Origin of the sequence: Citrobacter sp. Cpo091 (assembly GCF_030332645.1) — a bacterium.
Lineage (GTDB): Bacteria > Pseudomonadota > Gammaproteobacteria > Enterobacterales > Enterobacteriaceae > Citrobacter > Citrobacter portucalensis.
In genome coordinates this window covers 516343-541455 of the sequence record NZ_JAOWHL010000034.1, presented here as the reverse complement: position 1 = coordinate 541455, position 25113 = coordinate 516343, and the positions used below count along the sequence as shown (strand labels likewise).

The 25113-nt window shown below is 52.6% G+C and carries 26 protein-coding genes; 9 read left to right on the top strand and 17 right to left on the bottom strand.

What is annotated here, in order from left to right:
* Window positions 1-14 precede the first annotated feature (14 nt).
* Window positions 15-707 (top strand): helix-turn-helix transcriptional regulator, encoded by a 693-nt coding sequence (locus OGY04_RS13200; protein ID WP_032942528.1) that lies wholly within the window; start codon window positions 15-17, stop codon window positions 705-707.
* A gap of 45 nt (window positions 708-752) precedes the next feature.
* Here OGY04_RS13200 and OGY04_RS13195 read toward each other — a convergent pair whose 3' ends face one another.
* A complete protein-coding gene (locus OGY04_RS13195; RefSeq protein WP_003021561.1) occupies window positions 753-1616 on the bottom strand; it encodes a nucleoside-specific channel-forming protein Tsx in 864 nt (287 codons plus the stop codon).
* A gap of 298 nt (window positions 1617-1914) precedes the next feature.
* Window positions 1915-2454 (bottom strand): SadB/YajI family lipoprotein, encoded by a 540-nt coding sequence (locus OGY04_RS13190; RefSeq protein WP_020996578.1) that lies wholly within the window; start codon window positions 2452-2454, stop codon window positions 1915-1917.
* A gap of 153 nt (window positions 2455-2607) precedes the next feature.
* Here OGY04_RS13190 and nrdR point away from each other — a divergent pair, with 153 nt between their 5' ends.
* From nrdR to pgpA, 6 genes are all read left to right on the top strand, one after another.
* Window positions 2608-3057 carry a transcriptional regulator NrdR gene (nrdR, locus tag OGY04_RS13185; protein ID WP_003021571.1) on the top strand — a complete coding sequence of 150 codons (450 nt, stop codon included), beginning with the start codon at window positions 2608-2610 and terminating at the stop codon, window positions 3055-3057.
* Window positions 3058-3060: 3 nt separating this feature from the next.
* The gene (gene ribD, locus OGY04_RS13180; RefSeq protein WP_008783929.1) at window positions 3061-4164 is read left to right on the top strand and encodes a bifunctional diaminohydroxyphosphoribosylaminopyrimidine deaminase/5-amino-6-(5-phosphoribosylamino)uracil reductase RibD; all 1104 of its coding nucleotides are present in this window, start codon (window positions 3061-3063) and stop codon (window positions 4162-4164) included.
* Window positions 4165-4254: 90 nt separating this feature from the next.
* Window positions 4255-4725 (top strand): 6,7-dimethyl-8-ribityllumazine synthase, encoded by a 471-nt coding sequence (ribH, locus tag OGY04_RS13175; protein WP_003021575.1) that lies wholly within the window; start codon window positions 4255-4257, stop codon window positions 4723-4725.
* Window positions 4726-4744: 19 nt separating this feature from the next.
* On the top strand, window positions 4745-5164 hold the full coding sequence (gene nusB / locus OGY04_RS13170) for a transcription antitermination factor NusB (protein ID WP_000801129.1): 420 nt from the start codon (window positions 4745-4747) through the stop codon (window positions 5162-5164).
* Window positions 5165-5241: 77 nt separating this feature from the next.
* Complete coding sequence (gene thiL / locus OGY04_RS13165; RefSeq protein WP_008783930.1) at window positions 5242-6219, top strand: thiamine-phosphate kinase; 978 nt, start codon at window positions 5242-5244, stop codon at window positions 6217-6219.
* The gene (gene pgpA, locus OGY04_RS13160; RefSeq protein WP_286585378.1) at window positions 6197-6715 is read left to right on the top strand and encodes a phosphatidylglycerophosphatase A; all 519 of its coding nucleotides are present in this window, start codon (window positions 6197-6199) and stop codon (window positions 6713-6715) included. The genes thiL and pgpA overlap by 23 nt, the downstream gene beginning before the upstream one ends.
* A 99-nt stretch (window positions 6716-6814) precedes the next feature.
* Here pgpA and yajO read toward each other — a convergent pair whose 3' ends face one another.
* Genes yajO through xseB form a run of 4 tightly spaced genes read right to left on the bottom strand, consistent with a single transcriptional unit; the run spans window position 6815 to window position 10875 of the window.
* A complete protein-coding gene (gene yajO, locus OGY04_RS13155) occupies window positions 6815-7789 on the bottom strand; it encodes a 1-deoxyxylulose-5-phosphate synthase YajO (protein WP_286585377.1) in 975 nt (324 codons plus the stop codon).
* Window positions 7790-7845: 56 nt separating this feature from the next.
* Window positions 7846-9708, bottom strand: a complete 1863-nt coding sequence (gene dxs, locus OGY04_RS13150; RefSeq protein WP_003830996.1) for a 1-deoxy-D-xylulose-5-phosphate synthase — start codon at window positions 9706-9708, stop codon at window positions 7846-7848.
* Window positions 9709-9732: 24 nt separating this feature from the next.
* Window positions 9733-10632 (bottom strand): (2E,6E)-farnesyl diphosphate synthase, encoded by a 900-nt coding sequence (gene ispA, locus OGY04_RS13145; protein ID WP_008783932.1) that lies wholly within the window; start codon window positions 10630-10632, stop codon window positions 9733-9735.
* Window positions 10633-10875, bottom strand: coding sequence for an exodeoxyribonuclease VII small subunit (gene xseB, locus OGY04_RS13140; protein ID WP_003021586.1), 243 nt, complete (start codon window positions 10873-10875; stop codon window positions 10633-10635).
* Window positions 10876-11071: 196 nt separating this feature from the next.
* Here xseB and thiI point away from each other — a divergent pair, with 196 nt between their 5' ends.
* Window positions 11072-12520, top strand: coding sequence for a tRNA uracil 4-sulfurtransferase ThiI (gene thiI, locus OGY04_RS13135; RefSeq protein ID WP_204557164.1), 1449 nt, complete (start codon window positions 11072-11074; stop codon window positions 12518-12520).
* Between the two features lie 65 nt (window positions 12521-12585).
* Here thiI and OGY04_RS13130 read toward each other — a convergent pair whose 3' ends face one another.
* From OGY04_RS13130 to panE, 3 genes are read right to left on the bottom strand one after another with little or no spacing between them, the layout of a single operon-like run.
* Window positions 12586-13668 (bottom strand): hypothetical protein, encoded by a 1083-nt coding sequence (locus OGY04_RS13130; protein ID WP_286585376.1) that lies wholly within the window; start codon window positions 13666-13668, stop codon window positions 12586-12588.
* A 32-nt stretch (window positions 13669-13700) separates the two neighbouring features.
* Window positions 13701-14291, bottom strand: a complete 591-nt coding sequence (yajL, locus tag OGY04_RS13125; RefSeq protein WP_286585375.1) for a protein deglycase YajL — start codon at window positions 14289-14291, stop codon at window positions 13701-13703.
* Window positions 14254-15165 carry a 2-dehydropantoate 2-reductase gene (gene panE, locus OGY04_RS13120; protein WP_057067574.1) on the bottom strand — a complete coding sequence of 304 codons (912 nt, stop codon included), beginning with the start codon at window positions 15163-15165 and terminating at the stop codon, window positions 14254-14256. Before panE ends, yajL begins: the two co-directional genes overlap by 38 nt.
* A gap of 174 nt (window positions 15166-15339) precedes the next feature.
* Between panE and OGY04_RS13115 the strand changes: the two genes are divergently transcribed.
* Complete coding sequence (locus OGY04_RS13115; RefSeq protein WP_003831002.1) at window positions 15340-15831, top strand: YajQ family cyclic di-GMP-binding protein; 492 nt, start codon at window positions 15340-15342, stop codon at window positions 15829-15831.
* A gap of 46 nt (window positions 15832-15877) precedes the next feature.
* On the opposite strand, the gene OGY04_RS13110 is transcribed toward OGY04_RS13115, so the two are convergent.
* The 8 genes from OGY04_RS13110 to OGY04_RS13075 all read right to left on the bottom strand — a co-directional run bounded on the left by OGY04_RS13110 (window position 15878) and on the right by OGY04_RS13075 (window position 25008).
* A complete protein-coding gene (locus OGY04_RS13110; RefSeq protein ID WP_167820274.1) occupies window positions 15878-17242 on the bottom strand; it encodes an MFS transporter in 1365 nt (454 codons plus the stop codon).
* A 221-nt stretch (window positions 17243-17463) separates the two neighbouring features.
* The gene (cyoE, locus tag OGY04_RS13105; protein ID WP_003831005.1) at window positions 17464-18354 is read right to left on the bottom strand and encodes a heme o synthase; all 891 of its coding nucleotides are present in this window, start codon (window positions 18352-18354) and stop codon (window positions 17464-17466) included.
* Window positions 18355-18365: 11 nt separating this feature from the next.
* Window positions 18366-18695, bottom strand: a complete 330-nt coding sequence (locus OGY04_RS13100) for a cytochrome o ubiquinol oxidase subunit IV (RefSeq protein ID WP_003831006.1) — start codon at window positions 18693-18695, stop codon at window positions 18366-18368.
* Window positions 18695-19309 carry a cytochrome o ubiquinol oxidase subunit III gene (locus tag OGY04_RS13095; protein WP_003831007.1) on the bottom strand — a complete coding sequence of 205 codons (615 nt, stop codon included), beginning with the start codon at window positions 19307-19309 and terminating at the stop codon, window positions 18695-18697. Before OGY04_RS13095 ends, OGY04_RS13100 begins: the two co-directional genes overlap by 1 nt.
* Window positions 19299-21290 (bottom strand): cytochrome o ubiquinol oxidase subunit I, encoded by a 1992-nt coding sequence (cyoB, locus tag OGY04_RS13090; protein WP_219988234.1) that lies wholly within the window; start codon window positions 21288-21290, stop codon window positions 19299-19301. Before cyoB ends, OGY04_RS13095 begins: the two co-directional genes overlap by 11 nt.
* Before the next feature lie 19 nt (window positions 21291-21309).
* Entirely contained in the window at window positions 21310-22257 is a 948-nt protein-coding gene (gene cyoA / locus OGY04_RS13085) for a cytochrome o ubiquinol oxidase subunit II (RefSeq protein ID WP_032942534.1), read from the bottom strand.
* A 652-nt stretch (window positions 22258-22909) separates the two neighbouring features.
* The gene (gene ampG / locus OGY04_RS13080) at window positions 22910-24385 is read right to left on the bottom strand and encodes a muropeptide MFS transporter AmpG (protein WP_048214791.1); all 1476 of its coding nucleotides are present in this window, start codon (window positions 24383-24385) and stop codon (window positions 22910-22912) included.
* Between the two features lie 44 nt (window positions 24386-24429).
* Window positions 24430-25008, bottom strand: coding sequence for a lipoprotein (locus OGY04_RS13075; protein ID WP_016152050.1), 579 nt, complete (start codon window positions 25006-25008; stop codon window positions 24430-24432).
* Between the last annotated feature and the right edge of the window lie 105 nt (window positions 25009-25113).

Here is a 25113-nt window from a genome sequence, read left to right as displayed (position 1 = left end):
CACTGAGGATTAAAATGAGCAGACGCGCCGACCGCTTGTTTCAGATTGTGCAAATCCTGCGTGGCAGGCGAGTGACAACGGCGGCGCTGCTGGCAGAGCGTCTTGAGGTTTCTGAACGGACGATTTATCGCGATATCCGCGATCTCTCTTTATCCGGTGTGCCTATTGAAGGCGAAGTGGGCAGCGGATACCGCTTAATGGCCGGGTTTGATCTACCGCCGTTGATGTTAACGCATCACGAATCAGAAGCATTGATGGTAGCGATTCGATTGCTGAAAACATGGGGTGGGGATTCACTCTCACAGGCGTTGGAATCCGCGCAGGAAAAAGTGTTGGCGATATTGCCGCCAGAGAGTCGGCGCAGAGCCGAGCAAACGCGGATTTTCGCGCCAGATTTTGGTAATCAGCCGCATTCACGCAGTGCCTTCGATCTCATACATCGCGCGGTTTCAGCACAGCAGGTGCTGGCGCTGCATTATCGCGATGAGTCCGGGAACCTCTCCTGGCGCGACGTTCAGCCGCTGGGATTATTTTTCTGGGGCGAGCACTGGCTGCTGGTTGGCTGGTGCGAGAAGCGTGACGATTATCGTTGCTTTCGCGTTGATCGATGTCTGAAGATTACGCCACTCGACAGGCATTTTCGCGAATCGGCAGATCGCTCGCTAAGTGACTTTTTGCGTAAAGTACGCTGTGAAGACCAGCCATAAAAAAGCCAGCGGTTAAGCTGGCTTGTCTGCGAGACATTGTCTGGATTAGAAGTTGTAACCTACAACCAGGTAACCACCCCAACCGGTAGATTTCGCGCTGAAGTCGCCTTCGCCCCAGTTCAGGGTATCTCCACCTTTCCACTGGCCGCCGTTATGGAAGTAACGCGCTACGACGGAGTAGTGCCAGTGATCGTAGTTCAGCGCCAGGACGTGGCTGGACGCGATAGAGTTGCTGGTGCGGTTCGGATCATCACCCAAATCTGAGCCCCAGTCGAAGTTGGTGAAGCCGATGTAGGTCAACTGGCCGCCCCAAACCTGGGTGATCGGCACAAAGTATTTAACTTTGAAACGGTAGCCATCCCACTCGTTTTCGTTGGATGCGCCATAGTTCTGCCACTGGTATTTAGCATACACGTTCAGGGACAGACCCATCGGCAGACCGGTATCGATATCGGTACCCAGACCCATGTACCAGGTGCTCTGGCGGCTGGCTTTGTTATCACCCATATCGTAGATGTAGTTGTTGGCGAAATACCATTCTTTGAACGGACCAAAGCTCAGGTCAGCACCGGTCAGTTTGTCGATGGAGAAACGCGGTTCGATTTCCATAAACAGCGGGGAACCGTCAGACCAGATACCTTTATCGTTGCCGTTACCCCAGTCGAAAGTTTTCGGAATATCGATGTAGCCATAGAAGTCAAACCAGTCTTTTTTGGCAAACGCTTCGTATTCAAGATACACGTCGTTGTTCAGTTTCGGGGAGAAACGGGTGTGATAGCTACCCACCACGTTAACGCTTTGGTGCCACCAGTCGGACAGATATTGCGGTTTGTCATTTTCTGCTGCGTTGGCAGTAAAAGACGAGGAGAGCGCCAGCACTGCACCGGCTGCAAGTAATGTTTTTTTCATATGTATGCCACTGTTTGAAATCCCTTTCGGGAGTGAAAAATGCGCAATTTGCGTTTCTAAATATTTCGTAATTCTTCGGAGCCTATTATAAAAATCATTGTTCACAAAAATATGTCTTGTTTCACAGTTCTATCATTTACGTAATCGATTGCGTTCACGTTTGCGTACTTTAGGCGGCGAATTGTACTGGCTCCCATGAATGTTGCCAAGTTTTACCAGAAATATCGGTTATGTCAGGGGAGTAACAAAAAGAAGCAGAGTGATGTTGCGGAACGCACAAAACGTTCCGCAAAAAAGTTTATTGGCTAACAGGCTGGACATCGTGGATGCGCACAAATCCTAACTGATCTGGAGTGAGGCCATTTATCTGTAACGGAATGTCTACGTCGCTGGGAGCAAGAATACTCGCCGGAGCGTTGACCAATTGGTTATGAACGTTCACTTCCTGATAGTTGTCCGTGGTGCCCTGAATTTGCCCGTACTCGACGGTGGCGCTAAAGGCGGGTAAAGGCGTGTTGGATTCACCCTGAATTCGTAGCGTCAGGCGCGTACCATCGGCGTTCGGCGCAATGTTCACCAGCGACATGCGTAAGGTGCCAATCTGGCTGTCCAGTCGTGCCGGGGTTTTGGAGCCGGGCAGCAGATAGGCGCCGCTGGTTGATTTTGCATTCAACATATTTTGTTGCGTAATTTTTACCGTTTCCTGATTAAGCTGCGTCATCTCTTTATTCAACGTGCTAACGCTTTGATGCATCTGGCGTACTTCGCTTTGCTGAGCGCAGGCACTAAGACTAAAGAGACTTCCCACCAGGAGAATTCTTAGGTAACGTCTTGTCATTGTGATTACTTCCTTCATTGTCGCGATAGCATAATGGTAGTGTGCACTGAGCACGAAGGCATCGATCCTTTGTCTCAAAAGCGCAGCGCCTTTGTTGTCACGGCAGTTCAGGGTAAAATAGATTCTGTTAACCACTGAGGTACAGGACGCCGTATGCATTGCCCATTCTGTTTCGCCGTAGACACTAAGGTAATTGACTCTCGTCTTGTAGGCGAGGGCTCCTCGGTACGCCGCCGTCGGCAGTGTCTGGTTTGTAACGAACGTTTCACCACTTTTGAAGTGGCTGAACTTGTCATGCCGCGCGTTGTGAAAAGCAACGATGTGCGTGAACCCTTTAATGAAGAAAAGCTGCGCAGCGGCATGCTCAGAGCGCTTGAGAAACGGCCTGTCAGCGCAGATGACGTCGAAATGGCGTTAAACCATATCAAATCACAGCTGCGTGCGACGGGTGAGCGTGAGGTGCCGAGCAAGATGATTGGCAACCTGGTGATGGAGCAGTTGAAAAAGCTCGATAAAGTCGCCTACATCCGCTTTGCCTCTGTCTACCGGAGTTTCGAAGACATCAAAGAATTTGGCGAAGAGATTGCTCGCCTACAGGACTAAGCCATGCAGGATGAATTGTACATGGCGCGCGCGCTAAAGCTTGCTGCGCGCGGACGTTTTACCACTCACCCCAACCCCAACGTGGGCTGCGTGATTGTGAAAGATGGGGAGATCGTCGGTGAAGGATATCATCACCGAGCGGGCGAACCGCATGCCGAAGTTCATGCTCTGCGGATGGCCGGAGAAAAAGCGCAGGGGGCAACTGCCTACGTGACGCTTGAACCCTGTAGTCATCATGGTCGCACGCCGCCGTGTTGCGATGCGCTGATTGCGGCGGGGGTGTCGCGTGTGGTTGCGGCGATGCAGGATCCCAATCCGCAGGTCGCAGGACGTGGGCTCTACCGTTTGCAGCAGGCGGGTATCGACGTCAGCCACGGGCTGATGATGAGCGAAGTTGAGCAACTGAATAAAGGCTTCCTCAAGCGCATGCGTACAGGATTCCCGTATCTTCAGCTTAAGCTTGGCGCGTCGCTTGATGGCCGTACAGCGATGGCCAGCGGTGAAAGCCAGTGGATCACCTCGCCACAGGCGCGCCGCGATGTGCAACGCTTGCGCGCGCAAAGCCATGCCATTTTAACCAGCAGTGCTACGGTGCTGGCAGACGACCCTCAGCTTACCGTGCGTTGGTCGGAGCTTGGGGAGTCAACTCAGGCGAGTTACCCGCAGGAAGAGCTGCGTCAGCCAATCCGTATTGTTCTTGATAGCCAGAATCAGGTCACACCGGCGCACCGAATTGTGCAACAGCCTGGAGAAACCTGGATTGTCCGGACTGAAGACGACCCTCGTAGCTGGCCGGAAACGGTGCGCAGCCTGAAGGTGCCGGAACATAACGGGCACCTGGATCTGGTGGTGCTAATGATGCAACTGGGCAAACAGCAAATTAACAGCATTTGGGTTGAAGCAGGCCCAACGCTCGCCGGGGCATTATTACAGGCCGGTTTGGTCGATGAGCTAATCGTGTATGTTGCGCCTAAACTGTTAGGCAGCGATGCGAGAGGATTATGTGTGCTTCCAGGCCTTGAGAAACTGGCTGACGCACCCCATTTCAAATTCAATGAGATACGCCAGGTGGGCCCGGACGTTTGCCTGCATTTAACGACTGCGTGAGGCTTTCTGATTTAGAGGAAGCAGCGCACAGAATATTATGATAAAATCCGCCCCCCTTACGGGGCCATAAATCGAACCCGAAGGAAGAATATGAACATTATTGAAGCTAACGTTGCTACCCCGGACGCTCGCGTCGCCATCACCATTGCGCGTTTCAACAACTTTATCAATGACAGCCTGCTGGAAGGTGCTATCGACGCCCTGAAACGTATTGGCCAGGTTAAAGATGAAAACATTACCGTTGTTTGGGTTCCTGGTGCATATGAGCTGCCACTGGCGGCTGACGCACTGGCAAAAACCGGTAAATACGACGCGGTGATTGCGCTCGGTACGGTGATCCGTGGCGGTACCGCGCACTTCGAATATGTGGCTGGCGGTGCAAGCAATGGCCTGGCGCATGTCGCTCAGGACAGTGGCATTCCGGTAGCCTTCGGTGTTCTGACCACCGAAAGTATTGAACAAGCCATCGAACGTGCTGGCACTAAAGCCGGTAACAAAGGCGCAGAAGCTGCACTGACTGCGCTTGAAATGATTAATGTATTGAAAGCCATCAAGGCCTGATTTTTGTAAGGGGAAATCCGTGAAACCTGCTGCTCGTCGCCGCGCCCGTGAGTGTGCCGTCCAGGCGCTCTACTCCTGGCAGTTGTCCCAGAACGACATCGCTGATGTTGAATACCAGTTCCTGGCGGAACAGGACGTTAAAGATGTCGACGTTCTGTATTTCCGTGAACTGCTGTCCGGGGTGGCGACTAACAGCGCGTACCTGGATGGATTAATGAAGCCTTACCTGTCTCGTCTGTTGGAAGAGCTGGGTCAGGTAGAAAAAGCCGTACTGCGTATTGCGCTGTTTGAATTGTCTAAACGTAGTGATGTGCCGTACAAAGTGGCCATCAACGAAGCGATTGAACTGGCAAAAACCTTCGGCGCTGAAGATAGCCACAAATTCGTGAACGGCGTACTGGATAAAGCAGCACCTGTGATTCGCCCCAACAAAAAGTAATCCCGAGGCCGGCTGGATGGTGGAACCTGTTTCCGCTGTCCCCGGCTTTTTCTTTTTTTTCTGCTGAGGCATAACGTATGGCATGTGGCGAGTTTTCCCTGATTGCCCGTTATTTTGACCGCGTAAGAACTTCTCGTCTTGATGTCGAAACCGGTATTGGTGACGACTGCGCACTTCTGAACATCCCTGAAAAACAAACGCTGGCGATCAGCACCGATACGCTGGTGGCAGGCAACCACTTTCTCCCCGACATTGATCCGACCGATCTCGCCTGGAAAGCACTGGCGGTGAATTTGAGCGATCTGGCGGCGATGGGGGCGGATCCTGCGTGGCTGACGCTGGCGCTCACGTTACCTGACGTCGATGAAGCCTGGCTGGAAGCCTTCAGCGATGGCCTGTTTGAACTCCTCAATTACTATGATATGCAGCTGATTGGCGGTGACACCACGCGTGGGCCGCTGTCGATGACGCTGGGTATTCATGGCTACGTCCCCGTTGGGCGGGCCTTAAAACGCTCTGGCGCGAAACCGGGTGACTGGATTTATGTTACCGGCACGCCGGGCGACAGTGCGGCCGGGCTGGCGATTTTGCAGAACCGATTGCAGGTTGCAGATGCAACAGACGCGGACTATCTTCTGCAACGCCATCTGCGTCCCACGCCGCGTATTTTGCAGGGACAAGCCCTGCGCGATCTGGCCAGTGCGGCTATCGATCTCTCCGATGGCCTGATTTCCGATTTGGGACACATCGTTAATGCTAGCGGCTGTGGCGCACGGGTTAACGTTGATGTGCTGCCATACTCCACTGCATTGTCACAGCACGTTGAGCCGGAACAGGCCCTGCGCTGGGCGCTCTCGGGAGGTGAAGATTATGAGTTATGCTTTACCGTACCGGAAATTAATCGTGGTGCGCTGGAAGTGGCGCTGGGAAATCTCGGCGCAGCGTTTACCTGCATTGGGCAGATGAGCGCGGACGTGGAAGGCATTCACTTTACGCGCGATGGAAAACCCGTCACGTTTGACTGGAAAGGATATGACCATTTTGCCGCGCCTTAAAAAAGATGTCGCCAAAAGCCGCCTGAGTATGCGCAATCCGTGGCACCTGTTAGCCACCGGTTTTGGCAGCGGGCTGAGCCCAATTGTTCCAGGCACGATGGGATCGCTGGCGGCGATCCCTTTTTGGTATTTAATGACTTTTCTGCCGTGGCAGCTGTATTCGCTGGTGGTGATGTTATCTATCTGTATCGGCGTTTATCTGTGCCATCAAACGGCGAAAGATATGGGCGTACACGATCACGGTAGTATTGTCTGGGACGAGTTTGTCGGGATGTGGATTACCCTGATGGCGCTGCCGACCAACGACTGGCAGTGGGTTGCCGCCGGATTTGTGATTTTCCGTATTCTGGATATGTGGAAGCCGTGGCCGATTCGTTGGTTCGATCGCAACGTACATGGCGGGACGGGGATCATGATCGACGATATTGTGGCCGGGATACTCTCTGCCGGAATTTTGTATGTTATCGGTCATCACTGGCCGGTAGGTATCATTTAACCCTTTTCAGCGGCTATTGTAGGCCCGATAAGCGCCGCGACATCGGGCGATCAGTGCCGGATGCGCTATGCTTATCCGGCCTACAATCTACAACCTCGCTTATTTAAATCCCACCACCGGATGCTGTTTGTACGGCGTTTCCAGCTCGGCAATTTGCTCCGGCTTCAACGTTAAATCTACCGCGTTGAGCAACTCATCCAGCTGTTCCTCACGTGAAGAACCAATAATTGGCGCTGCCACGCCGGGTTTGCTCAGTAGCCAGGCCAGCGCAACCTGTGCCCGCGTTACACCCAGCTCCTCACTGACACCGGTCAGTCGTGCGGCGATTTGCGCGTCGTTTTCATCGCTCTCGTTGTACAAATTTTTACCGACTTCATCGGAAACCAGACGTGCGGTTGTTTCTCCCCAGGGACGCGTCAGGCGACCGCGCGCCAGCGGGCTCCATGGGATAACGGCCACGCCTTCCTGATAGCAAAGCGGCAGCATTTCGCGTTCTTCTTCGCGGTAGATTAGGTTGTAGTGATCCTGCATGCTGACGAACTGCGCCCAGCCGTGTTGCTTCTGTAAGGCCAGAGCCTGGGCAAACTGCGAAGCGTGCATGGATGAGGCGCCAATATAGCGAGCTTTACCGGCTTTCACGACGTCGTTTAGAGCCTCCAGCGTTTCTTCGATTGGCGTGTTGTAATCCCAGCGGTGAATTTGCAGGATGTCCACATAGTCCATACCCAGGCGTCTGAGGCTGTCATCAATCGAGCGCAGAATTTGTGCGCGGGATAATCCTTCTGCTAAATCATCAACCTGGTGAAAAACCTTGGTAGCGATCACGACATCTTCGCGGCGGGCGAAATCACGCAGCGCGCGGCCGACAATCTCTTCGCTGCTGCCAGCGGAGTAGCTGTTGGCGGTATCGAAAAAGTTAATGCCGCCCTCAAGGGCGTGTTTGATTATCGGGCGGCTGCTTTCTTCAGGTAGCGTCCAGGCGTGATTGCCGCGATTGGGTTCGCCAAATGTCATGCAACCCAGGCAAAGGCGGGAGACCCGTAGGTCGGTTTTTCCTAAGATGTTGTATTTCATCAATCCACTCCTGCTTAGCTCGTGATGAATTAAGCATAGCAGGAGCGGGGAGGGGATTATGCCAGCCAGGCCTTGATTTTGGTCTCAATTCCGGCGGCATTCAGACCCAGATCGGCACGAGCTTCATCCTGAGTTCCCTGCGGGATGAAGAAGTCTGGTAGGCCAATGTTCAGCACCGGGACGGGCTTACGATGGGCCATCAGCACTTCGTTTACGCCGCTGCCAGCACCACCCATAATGGCGTTCTCTTCAATGGTAACCAGCACCTCGTGTTGGGCAGCCATTTCAAGGATCAACGTTTCATCCAGTGGTTTTACAAAGCGCATATCGACCAGCGTGGCGTTCAGCGACTCTGCGACCTGAGCGGCTTCCGGCATCAGGGTGCCGAAGTTGAGAATCGCCACTTTTTCCCCGTGACGTTTCACGATGCCTTTACCAATTGGCAGTTGTTCCAGCGGGGTCAGCTCAACGCCTACCGCGTTACCGCGTGGGTAGCGCACGACCGTTGGACCATCGTTGTAGTGATAGCCGGTGAACAGCATCTGGCGGCATTCGTTTTCATCACTCGGGGTCATGATGACCATTTCCGGGATGCAGCGCAGGAAGGAGAGATCGAACGCCCCCTGGTGGGTTTGTCCATCTGCGCCAACAATCCCTGCCCGGTCAACGGCAAACAGGACCGGCAGTTTCTGGATGGCTACATCGTGCAGCACCTGATCGTAGGCGCGTTGCAGGAAGGTCGAGTAAATGGCTACCACCGGCTTGTAGCCGCCAATCGCCAGACCGGCAGCAAACGTCACTGCGTGCTGCTCGGCAATCGCCACATCGAAATAGCGGTCCGGGAACTTACGTGAAAACTCCACCATTCCGGAACCTTCGCGCATTGCCGGGGTGATTGCCATCAGCTTATTGTCTTTCGCCGCGGTCTCGCACAGCCAGTCACCGAAAATTTTTGAATAGCTCGGCAGACCGCCGCTGCTTTTCGGCAGGCATCCGCTGGACGGATCGAATTTGGGTACCGCGTGGAACGTAATCGGATCTTTTTCCGCAGGCTCATAGCCACGACCCTTTTTGGTCATGATGTGCAGGAACTGCGGGCCTTTCAGATCGCGCATGTTTTTGAGCGTAGTAATAAGCCCCAGCACGTCGTGACCGTCCACCGGACCGATATAGTTAAAGCCCAGTTCTTCAAACAGAGTCCCCGGCACAACCATACCTTTAATGTGTTCTTCAGTACGTTTGAGCAGTTCTTTAATCGGCGGCACGCCGGAGAAGACTTTCTTCCCGCCTTCGCGCAGCGAGGAGTAGAGTTTGCCAGAGAGCAGCTGTGCCAGATGATTGTTCAGCGCGCCAACGTTCTCTGAAATCGACATTTCGTTGTCGTTGAGGATAACCAGCATGTCGGGCCTAATATCGCCCGCGTGGTTCATCGCTTCAAACGCCATCCCTGCGGTGATGGCACCATCACCAATCACACACACGGTACGGCGCTCTTTACCTTCTTTCTCGGCGGCAACGGCAATACCGATACCTGCGCTGATGGAGGTTGAAGAGTGCCCAACGCTCAGTACGTCATACTCGCTTTCACCGCGCCATGGGAACGGATGCAGGCCGCCTTTCTGACGAATGGTGCCGATTTTATCGCGGCGACCGGTCAGAATTTTGTGCGGATAAGCCTGATGTCCCACATCCCAGATTAACTGGTCAAACGGGGTGTTGTAGACATAGTGCAGCGCGACGGTGAGTTCCACCGTGCCCAGACCAGAGGCGAAGTGCCCGCTGGAACGGCTTACGCTGTCGAGCAAATAGCGGCGCAGTTCGTCGCAAAGCTTTGGCAGGCTCTCTTTTGGCAGCAGACGTAACTCCTGGGTGGAGTCGACCAGCGCCAGGGTCGGGTATTTGGCTATATCAAAACTCATCGCAAGCTCATGGGATATGTTGGTTTATTTATCACGCTGGATTATGTAGTCCGCTAGCGCTTCCAGTGCCGAGGTATCGAGTGACTGTGCGGCCAGCAGACTTAGCGACTGGCGGGCGTCCTCGATTAAATCCCGGGCTTTATTCTGGGCTTGCTCAAGACCCAGAAGTGCAGGATAGGTACTTTTGCCAAGCTGCTGGTCAGCACCCTGACGTTTACCCAATGTTGCAGTATCGCCTACCACATCCAGGATGTCATCCTGAACCTGGAAAGCCAGACCGATGCTTTCTGCGTATTTGTCGAGTATTGGCAGGCATTCTCGCCCTTTATCGCCAGCACTTAACGCCCCCAAACGCACGGCGGCGCGAATCAATGCTCCGGTTTTATGGCGGTGAATCCGCTCCAGTGCATCCAGCTCAACCTGATGACCTTCAGCTTCCAGATCCAGTGCCTGGCCGCCGCACATACCGGCGATGCCGCTGGCCTGAGCCAGTTCAGAGATCATCGCGATGCGGTCACGGTCAGTGACTTCCGGCATTGGGGCGTCGCTGATAATGGAGAATGCCAGCGTTTGTAGCGCATCTCCGGCCAGGATCGCATTTGCCTCGCCAAATTTTACGTGGCAAGTCGGCAGACCGCGTCGCAGGTCATCGTCATCCATCGCGGGCAAATCATCGTGCATCAGCGAATAGGCATGAATGCATTCGACGGCGGCAGCGGGAGCATCAAGCGTACTCAGGCTGACTCCAAACATCTGACCGGTCGCATACACCAGGAACGGGCGCAGGCGTTTACCGCCTAATAATGCGCCATATTGCATGGTTTCTACCACGGGAGTGTTCTGAAAGGGCAGTGGCGCGATAAAACGGCTCAGTGCCTGGTTGGCCTGCTCAACGCAAGCCTGTAGCTGCTGCGTAAAATCCATTTACTCATTATCCGGTGTAAAAGGCGTAAGGGCGGCGTCTTCAGTATCTGACAGCAGGATTTGTACGCGCTGTTCAGCCTGTTGCAATTTGACCTGTCCCTGACGCGCCAACTGTACGCCACGTTCGAATTCGTTCAACGCTTCTTCTAACGGCAGGTCGCCGCCTTCCAGACGGGTAACAATTTGTTCCAGCTCGCTCAGCGCGGTTTCAAAACTGGCGGGCGCTTCATTTTTCTTCGGCATAATGAATGTCTGACTCTCTGTATTGGCAGCACAAGACTATGGTAACGGACTCGCACTGATAAGCAAATAACGCGCAATGTGCACAGTAGCCGCGTGATGGTGATATACTTGCGCGCCTGGATGCAGTCGCGGGTATGGGCTGCTGTATTTTTTTCCATTACAAGTCATTCAGACTTGCCTAAGAACCATTGCCGCCATGAAGTTTATCATTAAATTGTTCCCAGAAATCACCATCAAAAGCCAATCTGTGCGTTTGCGCTTTATAAAAATTCTGACAGGGAACATTCGTAACGTTTTAAAGCACTACGATGAAGACCTTGCCGTTGTCCGTCACTGGGATCACGTTGAGGTTCGCGCTAAAGATGAAAGCCAGCGCCTGGATATTCGCGACGCGCTGACCCGTATTCCGGGTATCCACCACATTCTCGAAGTAGAAGACGTGCCGTTTACCGATATGCACGATATTTTCGAGAAAGCACTGGTTCAGTATCGCGATCAACTGGAAGGTAAAACCTTCTGTGTTCGCGTGAAGCGTCGCGGGAAGCATGAGTTTAGCTCCATTGAGGTGGAACGTTATGTTGGCGGTGGACTGAACCAACATATTGAATCTGCACGCGTGAAGCTGACGAAGCCGGATGTGACCGTTAATCTTGAAATCGAAAACGACCGTCTGCTGCTGGTTAAAGGCCGCTATGAAGGTATTGGTGGTTTCCCGATTGGGACGCAGGAAGACGTACTGTCGCTGATTTCCGGCGGTTTCGACTCTGGTGTATCCAGCTACATGCTGATGCGTCGCGGCTGCCGTGTTCACTATTGCTTCTTTAACCTTGGCGGCGCAGCGCATGAAATCGGCGTTCGCCAGGTGGCGCATTACCTGTGGAATCGCTTCGGTAGTTCGCATCGCGTGCGTTTTGTTGCTATCAACTTTGAACCGGTGGTCGGTGAGATCCTGGAGAAAGTTGATGACGGCCAGATGGGCGTGGTTCTCAAACGTATGATGGTTCGCGCGGCGTCGAAAGTCGCTGAGCGCTACGGCGTACAGGCGCTGGTAACCGGTGAAGCACTGGGCCAGGTGTCCAGCCAGACGCTGACCAACCTGCGTCTGATCGATAACGTTTCTGACACCCTGATCCTGCGCCCGCTTATCTCCCATGATAAAGAGCACATCATCAATCTGGCGCGTGAAATTGGCACCGAAGACTTTGCCCGTACCATGCCGGAATACTGCGGTGTAATTTCAAAAAGCCCGACGGTGAAAGCGATCAAAGCGAAGATTGAGGCCGAAGAAGAAAACTTCGATTTCTCTATCCTCGATAAAGTGGTTGAAGATGCGAACAATATCGATATTCGCGATATCGCCCAGCAGACGCAGCAGACCGTGGTAGAAGTGGAAACCGTGAGCGGTTTCGGCCCGAATGACGTAATCCTTGATATCCGTTCTGTGGATGAACAGGATGATAAACCGCTGAAGGTTGAAGGTGTGGACGTCGTTTCTCTGCCATTCTACAAGCTGAGCACTAAATTCGGCGATCTGGACCAGAGTAAAACCTGGCTGCTGTGGTGTGAACGCGGGGTGATGAGCCGTCTGCAGGCGCTTTATCTGCGCGAGCAGGGCTTTGAGAACGTGAAGGTGTATCGCCCGTAATTGAGTAAACATCGTGTTGTAGGCCGGATAAGGCGGTTACGCCGCCATCCGGCAATATAACGATATTATTCAAAACGAACGGGAAGCGTCTTCCCGTTCGACTCCCAGACCCCCTGATAGACACCGTCTTTTAACTCTAGCGTTATCTTCTCTTGCGTTTGTTCAGCCGCAGATGTCTTCAGTTCATAATGTTGATTGTCGGCTGTGTCGCATTTGCCGGTCAATTCAATCGGTGCGCCAAATTTTTGGTAAAAGTAAGCCCCTTCAAAAAAATCACCGTATTTGCAGTCCACCTTCAACACAATACGCATGCTTTTTCCCAGCGTGCCGTACATGACTTTGCCGTCAATGCCGGGCGCTGGCGAAACTGGTGTTGTACTCTTTGCGGTAGTCAGATATTGGCCGTACGGTGTGAGCTGATTTTGCAGTTCCGCGGTTGGGATTTTCGTTGTGAAATCACCCAACTCGTCGAGCGCACGGCTGGCGTGGTTGCTACAGCGTCCGTTCAGGAAAGCCAGGTGGTCTTTTTGCAGGGAGAATTTGTCGATGTAGTACAAACCATCGGTGTAGGTTGCGCACGATGCGTAGAATTCGGCATAGTTAAAATCTTCACCTTTATCTTCTTTTATTTGTTCTGGTGTTTGCGAATTATGCGCCGTAACAAAGGTATCGATTTGGCCGCGGATATCTTTTCTGATGCGGGTGTTTAATTCGGCGATTGTAGCCCGGGAAAAGAGATCGTTAAGGGTAATTGCCGCACCGCTGGCTAAATCGAAGCTGATCGGCACATTGTACGACTCGCAATACGCCCCGCAACCTTCGATAAACATGTTGAGCGTCAGGATTTTTGCGTCGCGATACTCAACCGTGTAGTCAAGGTTTGCGGTGGGATTCATGGCTGATTTCGCAAACTGATTTACTGTGGCCTGTGGAGTATTGCCCGGTAGCTGATTGATAAAGCTTGCGAAAATATAATCGTTAATGCGTTTTGCAACTTTGGGGTTATCCGTCGAGGAAAACCATGGCAAGCGATATTGCATTTCAGTGCTTCCGGGATAGCGATATTCAATACTCTTTATTTCGAGTTGCGTCGCTGTGGCATAACCGGAAAGGAGCAGTAAAGCCACTCCACTCAGATATCCTTTCATTATGGTTCCTTATAAGGGAGTGGCTCGAAGATTTACTCGTAGTAGTTATAGATTCCCGCGGCCATCACCAGTTGTGACGTCACCTCGTGAGCTTTTTCGCGACTCACCAGAAGATCAATGATTTTCAAACCGAAATCAATGGAAGTCCCCGGTCCCTGGCTGGTTAACAGATTGACGCGCGGATCCCATACGACGCGCTTGTCCTGCCACTGGTCAGCGGGAATTTGGTCTTTCAGCGCCGGAAAACCGGTCATGTTACCGATGGGGAAAATATCGTGTGGGACGAGTACGGTGGCGGCCGCGGCGCAAATTGCCGCGACAATGCGCCCGGAACGATGAAACTGTTTCACGGTTTCGATAAGTAGTGGGCTGTCGCGAAAACACTCGGCGCCTTTAATACCGCCCGGTAGCACGATAATGTCGAAATCGCCGTCAGCAACTTCGACTAATGGCGCATCCGCCAGCAGCTTCACTCCGCGTGAGCACACGATCGTCAGGTCGCCATCGCTGGCGACGCTGGCAGTTGTGACCTTAATTCCGCCGCGCACCAGCAGATCGATAGTGGTGACCGCTTCGGTCTCTTCACTACCAGGGGCGAGACATACCAGTGCTTGAGCGCTCATACTCACTTTCCTTTCTCTTTACCATTTCAAACAGTTGGGCGTTTTCCGGGACGGCGATGCCGTGCGCGCGGGCGCGTTTTAACAAATATCCGGTAATGTAGTCGATCTCAGTATGGCGTAGGGCACGAATGTCTTGAAGCATTGATGAGATATTTTCCGCCGTACTGTCAATCACTTGCTCGACATAATAGCGTAAATCGTCCACAGATGTATGGTGGCCTTCGCGTTCAATGACCGCGGCCACTTCCTCGCAGATGAGTGCTATTTTTTCAGGATGATGTCGTAACTCGCCGTTTGGGCAATCCCATAATGCGGTCAGCGGGTTAATGACGCAGTTGACGGCCAGCTTTCGCCACAGCTCAGCGCGAATAGTGTCGTGCCAGGCGACGTCCGGTAGCACCTCTTGCAGGACTTCAGCCAGATAACTGAAATCACCGTCTTGTTCACGTGCCGGACCAATGCGTGTTGTTCCCTGAGCGACATGAATGATGACGTTGCCGTCACGGCGTGCCGCGTGGGTGGTGGTGCCTATCAGCAGAGGTTGCTTAATGTTATGCAGCTCTTCAATTGTCCCCATGCCGTTGTGAATCAGCAGAATGGGAGTAGTTTCAGGCAGAATTGCGGCCAGGCTTTTTACCGCATCAGAAACCTGCCAGGCTTTCAGGGTGACCAGTAGCAGGTCGCTTTTTGCCAAAAAGTCGGGGTCGTTTGCCGTCAGGGATTCATTAAAAACTGACCCATCCGTGTCGATCAGGTTTACGCTGCAATAGGGTTGCGGTACGCGTAGCCACCCTTGCACCTCATGCCCATGTTTGCATAGCGCGGTAAGCCAAAGCTGTCCTAGCGCTCCACATCCCAGTACGGTAATTTTCATTCTTCCTCCTCACCTGCAACAGCACCAGGTGTTAATCCATATCGGCCGTACCCCATTATTGTTCGCAGGTATCAGTACCACGTACAATTAAAGGATACAGCCTAGTATAGCGCTGTCTGTTGGGTAACTTTGCAGGTATTATGCTTCGCATCAAAAATGAAGGGAGAGGAAAAGATGCCATCTTTCGATATTGTCTCTGAAGTTGATCTTCAGGAAGCCCGTAACGCGGTAGATAACGCCAGCCGCGAAGTGGAGTCACGCTTTGATTTTCGTGGCGTTGAAGCGACTTTTGAGCTGAATGAGTCAAATAAGACGATTAAGGTGCTGAGCGAATCTGATTTTCAGGTCAATCAGTTGCTGGATATTCTGCGTGCCAAGCTGCTCAAACGCGGTATTGAAGGCACGTCGCTGGACGTACCAGAAACCTTCGTGCACAGCGGTAAAACCTGGTTTGTTGAAGCTAAGCTGAAACAAGGCATTGAAAGTGCAGTGCAAAAGAAGATCGTTAAGCTGATCAAAGACAGCAAACTGAAGGTGCAGGCGCAGATTCAGGGCGAAGAAATCCGTGTAACCGGCAAGGCGCGTGACGACCTGCAATCCGTCATGGCACTGGTTCGCGGCGGCGACCTCGGTCAACCGTTCCAGTTTAAGAACTTCCGCGATTAAGTCGTTATGTCAGATGGCGTAAGCCGCCATCTGACAAATCTCATCTTCACGCCTGGCTGATGGCCTGCTCAACCTCAAATCGATTCGTCACTTTGCTGTCGATTTTCACGTAGGCCGAATGTTCTTTCGCGACAATTAACACTTCGCTTATCCCTTCTTTAGCCAGCAGACGCTGCTTCAGGGTGTCATCCGCAGCAATTTCAGGTGGGATTTCCACCCGCAGGCTGCTGACATACGGCGGCTCTTTCATTGTACTCGCCACCAATAACCACACTGCCGCCAGAAGCGCACCGGCCAGGAATACGGCCTGACCATCAAACATTTCAACCACCCAACCGCCGAGCGAACCGCCAATCGCCACGCCAAGAAACTGGCTGGTGGAGTAAACGCCCATCGCCGTGCCTTTATAGCCAGCCGGAGACTCTTTACTGATAAGCGAGGGGAGGAGGGCTTCCATCAGGTTGAAGGCGAGGAAGAATATCTGCACGCCCGCAATCAACCCCCAGAAACGCATGTTAGCGCTCCACAATACAATCTCTGCAATAAGAATCAGTAACACGCAGGCGAGGAACACGCGTTTCATGCGGCGCTTCACTTCGGCGTAAATGATGAACGGCACCACGGAAACAAAGGACAGCAGCATCGTCACCAGATAAATTTTCCAGTGCTCTGCGGCGGGGAAGCCTGCTTTCGCCAGTTGGCCCGGTAAGGCGACGAAGGTGGACATCAGCAATATGTGCAAACACATGATGCCAAAGTTGAGCTTCAGCAGTTTGGGTTCTGCCAGCACTTTGCTGAAGCTGCCTTTTACCATACCCGACTCGCGGTTCAGCACGTGGGTAGTGCTATTGGGAACGACCCAAATGGTCAGCACGATACCCGTGGTAGCAAGGGCTGCAATCATCCAGAACAGCGCGTGTAGCCCCAGCGCATGGGTAACGATTGGTCCCAGCACCATCGCAATGGCGAAGGTGATACCAAAGCTGACGCCGATAAACGCCATCGCTTTGGTACGGTTTTGCTCACGGGTTAAGTCGGAAAGCAGCGCCATTACGGCAGCAGCAATCGCGCCAGAGCCTTGTAAAGCCCGACCAAGAATAATTCCCCAGATTGAATCGGAGAGAGCAGCAATTATGCTGCCGAGAACAAATACCGCCAGCCCGCCGACAATAAGCGGCTTACGACCGATGCGGTCAGAGAGCAGGCCAAAGGGGATCTGGAAGACGGCTTGAGCCAGACCATATATGCCGATGGCAAGGCCTATCAGCGCTTCGCTGGCACCCTGTAGCGCCATACCGTAAGTGGTCAGAACCGGCAGGACCATAAACATGCCAAGCATGCGCAACGAGAATACGGTCCCTAAACCCCAGGTGGCGCGCAACTCACCGGGCGTCATTTTGTAATCGTTCATTCCCACCTCTGTATTAATTTCGCGCCTAGTGTAAAGCGCTAAGCAGGCTGGGTAAATATGCGCTTTATTAACAAATGTTGGGGTTGTGAGGGGCGTCGGCTGGAGACGAAAATGCCGGATAGCGATCTGAACGTAACTTATCCGGCCTACAAGCTATGTGCTTTTTTGTAGGCCGGATAAGGCGTCAGCCGCCATCCGGCATAGAAGGTATGACGATTAACTTACCAGACGTAAGTCAGCAGGTTCTGCGAGTTTGGCACCATAAAGTCGACGGACATCATTACGCTGAGCGCGGTAATGGCAATGATGGAGAAACCGAACAGCTTGCGCGCCCAGACTCTGTCATCTTCCACTTTATAACCACGCAGCGCCATGCCCAACCACCAGACGCTCACCGCCGCTGCAACAATCAGGTATTTATAACCTGCATAGCCGCCCAGGGTTAGCATCAGCGTGGCGATAGCAAACGCCACGATGTACAGCGTGATATGGTTCTTCGCGACCGAAATACCTTTCACCACCGGCAGTACCGGGATGTTGGCAGCCTGATAATCCTTGAAGCGGAAAATCGCAATCGCGTAAGAGTGCGGCATCTGCCACAGGCTGAAAATAGCCAGCAGAATCAGCGCACCGCTATCGAACTCACCGGTTACGGCACAGTAGCCAATCACCGGCGGCGCAGCGCCGGAGAGTGAGCCAATCAGCGTGCCATAAACGGAATGGCGCTTCATGTACAGGCTATAAACGCCCACATAGACCACGAAGCCCATTACCCCCAGCCAGCAGGCCAGAGGGTTCGCGCCAAACCACAGCAGCATAAAGCCAGCAATACCCAGCAGGGTGGCGTATACCAGCGAGACCGCAGGGGAAATCAGACCTTTAACCAGCACGCGGTTTTTGGTCCTCTCCATCTTCCTGTCGATATCCCTGTCGATGTAGTTGTTAAATACACAACCCGACGCCACAACCAGTGACACCCCAACCAGCGTGTAGATAAACAGGGGATAATCAATGCTGCCTTTCGAGGCCAGCAGGAATCCCCCAATCACCGAGATCAGGTTGCCAAAGATGATGCCTGGTTTCGTTACTTGCAGGTATTGCTTAAACATCATAATCGCCGCTCTTAGTGCATCATCATGTTGTAGTTAAGGTTCCACATAATCCAGATGGAGCCCACAACCAGGATGGCGATGATTAGCACAGTAAAGACAAAGGCCGTCATGTTCCAACCTTCATCAGATTTGCTATTCATGTGCAGGAAGCACACCAGGTGCACCAGAATCTGTACCACTGCCATTGCCAGAATAGTTCCCAGAATGACGGCCGGTGAGGCAGAACCTGTCATCACCATCCAAAACGGAATGACCGTCAGGATGATCGACAGGATAAAACCTGTCATGTAGGTTTTTACGCTGCCATGGGATGCGCCGCCGCTCTCGTTAGAATGACTCATTACATCGCCCCCATCAGATAAACAACAGTGAACACACAGATCCACACCACATCCAGGAAGTGCCAGAACAGGCTCAGGCACATGATGCGGGTACGGTTAGTACTGGTCAGGCCGCGACGAGCAACTTGCACCATCAGCACCGCCATCCAGATAAGACCGGAGGTGACGTGCAGACCGTGAGTACCGACCAGCGCGAAGAACGCAGACAGGAAGCCGCTGCGATCCGGGCCCATACCGTTAACAATCAGGTGATGGAATTCATAGAGTTCCATCCCGATGAATCCGGCACCGAACAAGAAGGTCAACGCCAGCCAGGAGATAACCTGGCTCTTGTTGTTCTTGTACATGGCAATCGCTGCCATGCCGTAAGTAATGGAGCTGAATAACAGCAGGAATGTTTCAACCAGAACGAACGGCAGTTCAAAAATGTCCTTACCTGTCGGGCCACCTGCGGTGCCGTTCACCAGAACGGCATAGGTTGCAAACAGAATAGAGAACAGAATGCAGTCGCTCATCAGGTAGACCCAGAATCCGAAGATCTTGGTCTGGCCTGCATCGTGGTGCCCGTGTTCGTGCGCGTGGGCAGTCGCGTGCGTTAAAGTATCAGTTGCCATTTTTCAGCCCTGCCTTAGTAATCTCATCGAAATGCTGGTTTTCCAGTTTTTCGACTTCCGGGACCGGCACGTAGTAATCCACGTCTTCATCAAAGCTTTTCACAATCCAGCTGATGATCATGCCTGCGAAGCTTGCAATCGCCAGCCACCAGATATGCCAGATCATGGCGAAACCAAACAGTGTTGCGAAGGCGGTAATGACGATACCGGCACCGCTGTTCTTCGGCATATGAATTTCTTCATAGTGCGTAGGCTGCTTGTACGCTTCACCTTTTTCTTTCATTTCCCAGAAGGCATCACGCTCGTGAACGTGCGGCACAACGGCAAAGTTATAGAACGGAGGCGGGGAAGAGGTTGCCCACTCCAGCGTACGACCACCCCATGGGTCACCGGTCAGGTCACGGTTCTGCTCGCGGTCGCGAATAGAAACGAAGATCTGAATCAGCTGGCACAGGATACCCAGTGCAATCAGCGCGGCGCCGCAGGCGGCAACGACCAGCATCGGATGGAACTGTGGATCAATCTGCTGGCTGAGGCGACGGGTCATACCCATGAAGCCCAGCACGTACAGCGGCATAAATGCTACGAAGAAGCCGATGATCCAGAACCAGAATGCGCGTTTACCCCAGGTTTCGTTCAGCGTGAAGCCAAACGCTTTTGGCCACCAGTAGGTCATACCAGCGAAGCATCCAAATACGACACCGCCGATGATAACGTTATGGAAGTGCGCAATCAGGAACAGACTGTTGTGCAGAACGAAGTCCGCACCCGGCACCGCCAGCAGTACACCGGTCATGCCGCCGACTGAGAAGGTGACGATAAAGCCAATCGTCCACAGCATTGCTGAGTGGAATACGATACGGCCCTGATACATGGTGAACAGCCAGTTGAAGATCTTCACCCCGGTCGGGATGGCGATAATCATGGTGGTGATACCGAAGAAGGCGTTTACGTTAGCGCCTGCACCCATGGTGAAGAAGTGGTGCAGCCAAACAACGAACGACAGAACGGTGATACACACGGTTGCCCACACCAGCGAGGTGTAACCAAACAGACGTTTACGTGAGAAGGTTGCCGCGATTTCGGAGAACACACCGAAGACTGGCAGAACCAGAATGTACACTTCCGGATGGCCCCAGGCCCAAATCAGGTTGATGTACATCATCATGTTGCCGCCCATATCGTTGGTAAAGAAATGGGTGCCCAGATAGCGATCCAGGGTCAGCAACGCGACGGTAACCGTCAGGATTGGGAAAGAAGCGATAATCAGGATGTTTGCACACAGAGATGCCCAGCTAAACACCGGCATCTTGAACATGGTCATTCCTGGTGCACGCATCTTAATGATGGTCACAAAGAAGTTGATACCGGTCAGGGTTGTACCAATACCGGACAACTGGACTGCCCATATCCAATAGTCGACCCCGACGCTTGGACTGTACTCTATTCCCGAAAGTGGCGGATACGCCAGCCAACCGGTCTGCGCGAATTCACCCACGCCCAGAGAAAGGTTAACCAGGATTACGCCGACAACGGTGAACCAGAAGCTCAGGTTGTTCAGGAACGGGAATGCAACGTCACGTGCGCCGATCTGCAGCGGAACCACCAGGTTCATCAGACCGATAACAAATGGCATTGCCACGAAGAAGATCATAATCACGCCGTGAGCCGTGAAGATCTGGTCGTAGTGGTGAGGAGGCAGGAAGCCCGCTTCACCTGCAGAAGCCAGCGCTTGCTGACTACGCATCATGATGGCGTCGGCAAAGCCACGAATCAACATGACGATTGCGACGATGACATACATGATGCCAAGGCGTTTGTGGTCAACAGAAGTCAGCCACTCTTTCCACAGGTAGGTCCACTTACCGAAGTAAGTGATAAGGCCCAGTAAGGCCGCACCACCGATGATAATGGCAGCAATCGTAACCATGACAATAGGTTCATGGAACGGAACTGCATCCAGCGTCAATTTTCCGAACATCGTATTCTTCCTCGGCCCCTTAGTGAGCGGATTCCGCGTGGCTCATGTCCATGCCTTCCATTCCTTCGTGTGCGCTGTGCTCACCTTCGGGTTGGGTCATGTCCATGCTCTTACCGTGAGCCATAAATTTGTTAATAACATCTTTAAACAAATCCGGTTTCACGTTGGAGAAGTATTCCACCTGGTTGTATTCGCTTGGCGCAGCCACTTTCTCGAACGCTGCCATGTCGCTCATGGTGTTCGTGGACTGTTTAGCTTTAGCAACCCATTGGTCGAATTCGGCGCGGTCCTTTGTTGCGATAGCCTTGAACTTCATACCGGAGAAGCCTGGTCCGCTATAACTTGCGGAGATACCATCATAAGTACCGACTTCGTTAGCGATCAGATGCAGTCGAGTCTGCATACCGGCCATGGCATAAATCTGGCTACCCAGACGCGGGATAAAGAAGGAGTTCATCACGGAGTTGGAAGTCACTTTGAATTCAACCGGAGTATTCGCCGGGAAGGCGATTTCATTCACGGTAGCGATACCCTGTTCCGGATAGATGAAGAACCATTTCCAGTCCATGGAAACCACTTCGATGGTAATGGGCTTCTCGTCATGCGCCAGCGGTTTGCTTGGCTCAAGAGCGTGAGTGGTTTTCCAGGTCAGAACGGCAAGGAAAATGATGATTAAGATCGGCACCGTCCAGACCACAGCTTCCACTTTATTGGAGTGTGACCAGTTCGGGCTGTACTTCGCATCTTTATTGCTTGCACGATACTTCCAGGCAAAACCAACAGCCATCAAGATGGCGGGAATAACGACAATCAACATCAGGCCAAATGCCGTCAGTATCAATGACCGTTGTTCCAGTCCAATCTGTCCTTTAGGGTCAAGCAGCGCAGAATTACAGCCACTGAGTAATGCAGTGCCTGCAATTAATGACAACCATCCCAAACTTTTATTGTATTTCCTGAGTCTCATTTAACGACCTCAATTCCACGGGACCGGGTGGCGTTTAAAGTGTGAGGGCATTTTACGGGAAGGTTACATTACTGTAAACATCTCTAGATCTGTGTTACTGGGTTCTGCCGTGCATGTCACATATGTTGCAATATATGTCGCTTTGGCTTTAAGAACCTGTTGCAACATCACGTTATAACGAAAGCGGGCAGGTGGGGGGCGTACTGAGGGCAATTGGTATAACCAATACGAAAATAAAACAATTGCTTAACAATTGATTATCAATAAAAGGACAATTGAGGAACAAAAAATAAATCTTTCTTGGCTGAATCGAGTAAGGAAAATAGTATATATAAAAGGCGTCAATAATTTCCAAATTCTTTGGCGCACAAAATAACAAATATTATTTTTAGCAGTTGTTGCTTATTTCGCCGTTATAATTACGCAGGGTGATTACAACGACCAAATATGCTCGTCATACTTCAAGCTACGGGTGTGTTGGCTTTCCTCGCTCACCCCAGTCACTTACTTATGTAAGCTCCTGGGGATTTGCTGCGTCGCCGCGTGATTCGGCCTCTCGGCCTCTCCCCTACGGGGCCAGCGCAAGCGCTGTTCAAAACGCTCACGCCTTTTGTCCCGTAACTCGAATTATTTAGAGCATAAATATGCAACATCATGCCAGACGGGTTTTGCGCAATGCCAGATAATCAAGCAATCCACCAAAAACGACCCCGCAGACCGCGACTACCACTGAGACTTCAAGCAGTTCCGGCAGGAAGGAGAAGTTGGTGTAATCCAGCGCGTTCATGGTTAACAGCAGCAGCCAAACCAGCAGCAGGCAGCAGCCCGCAACTAGCGTCATTAATGCCAGACTGTATGCTCCACGAAATTCCGTGCGCGGAATGAAGCTTTCATTTTGCCAGCTATGTTCCAGGGTCTGGCGACATACCAGCAGCAGTATCAGGCCGGGGATCGCGGCAAATACGGAGAACAGATAAAACGTCGGCCAGCCGTGTGCTTCGACAAACCAACCCGCTACCGGGCCAACGTAAACGCGACCAACGGCTGAAAGCGCGGAGAGCAGGGCGAACTGGGTCGCTGAGAAGGACTTATTGCACAGCGTCATTAATAAAGCGACAAATGCCGCCGTGCCCATTCCGCCGCACAGGTTTTCAAAGAAGACGGCCGCCGCCATGCTGAACATGTGTTTGTCAGTGATGGACAGTAGCCAGTAGCCCGCATTCGATGCCCCTTGCAGGATGCCGAAAATAAGCAATGCGCGGAACAGAGAGAGGCGCTGCATCAGGATCCCACCGTACAGCGCGCCAACAATGGTCGCCAGTAGCCCCAGCGTCTTATTCACCACGCCAACTTCACCCGCATCAAACCCAACGCCGCGGATTAAAAAGGTGGTGGTCAGGCTCATGGCGAAAGCATCCCCGAGCTTATACAGCACAATAAGCAGCAGGATCAGCCATGCGTTGTTACGACCAAAGAAGTCTCGCAGCGGAGCCGCAACTGCCTGTTCCAGCGTTTTAGGCACCGGAATGGTGTCAGTTGGTTCAGGTGCTAACAGAGTGGCGATGATACAGGGAATCAACAGCGCAGCCATCAGCCAGTACATCCCTTGCCAGCCCAGCCAGCGATCGGCCATCCACAAGGCCAATCCGCCTGAAACCAGCATCCCTAATCGATAGCCCAGCACGCTGATAGCCGCGCCGGTGCCGCGGTCTTCTGCGGGCAATACGTCGGTTTTCCAGGCATCAAAGACGATATCCTGCGATGCCGAGCAAAAAGCGATCACTACTGCGAGTGCGGCCATCCAGCGTAACTGTGTGCCAGGCTCCAGAAAGCCCATCGCAGCGATAGAAATTAACAACAGCACCTGGGTCGCCAGCAGCCAGCCGCGACGTCGACCTAAAAACGGTGGCGTGTAACGGTCCATCAATGGGGACCAGAGAAATTTAAATACGTAGGCCTGACCGACCAGGGAAAAGAAACCGATGGTTTTAAGATCGATATTCTCGACTGTCATCCACGCCTGAAGCGTACCGGAGGTGAGTGCGAGCGGTAAACCGGAGGCGAACCCCAGAATGAGCAGGATAGCTGAACGTGGTTGCTGAAAAATACGTAAGTATTGACTGGACATGGGCTTCTATAGGCCCGACGAACGCCGGGCCATATGGGCAGAAATTAACGAGCGTTCTGCTTGATGAAATCGTGAACGCTGGTGTCCTGAGACATATCAGCGATGGTGTCGGTCAGCACGCTGTTAACGGCATCAGCGATATTTTTGTTAGAGGCTTGCAGTGCACCTTCAACAGAATAGCTTGCGCGGTAGTTTTTGGTCATCTTGTTGCCGTTGGCGGCGGTCGCAATGATGGCGATGTCTGCTTTGGTGGCGATGTTATAGCGCACGCTACCCTGAGACACGTCAGCATACAGCTGGCTAACAATGATTTGCAGGTTGACTGCACCGTTCGGTCCAATCATATAACCACGTGCGGTCATCTGTTTTTCCAGTACTTCTTGCAGCAGGAAACGCAGGTCGCGGGACGCGGTCAGGGTCACCAACTGGTTGTCGCGGGTGACTTTTGCCAGTGCTTGATCCTGGCGCTGGTCGGCTCCGTTGATGCTAACGGTCACACCCATCAGGCTTGGGTCCTGCTGCGGCAGGGTAATTTTCGGGGAGACTTCAATAGTGGTCGGCGGTGTTGCGCATCCAGCTAACATAAACAGCGCGACAAACGGGACGAGGATTTTTTTAAACATGCCAGGGCTCTCAGCGAATCTAAATTGTATGGTTAGAGAAAATTCCCGCCATCATAACATCGCCAACGATGAGGGGAAGTGGGTAACGCATGTAAATTCATTGTG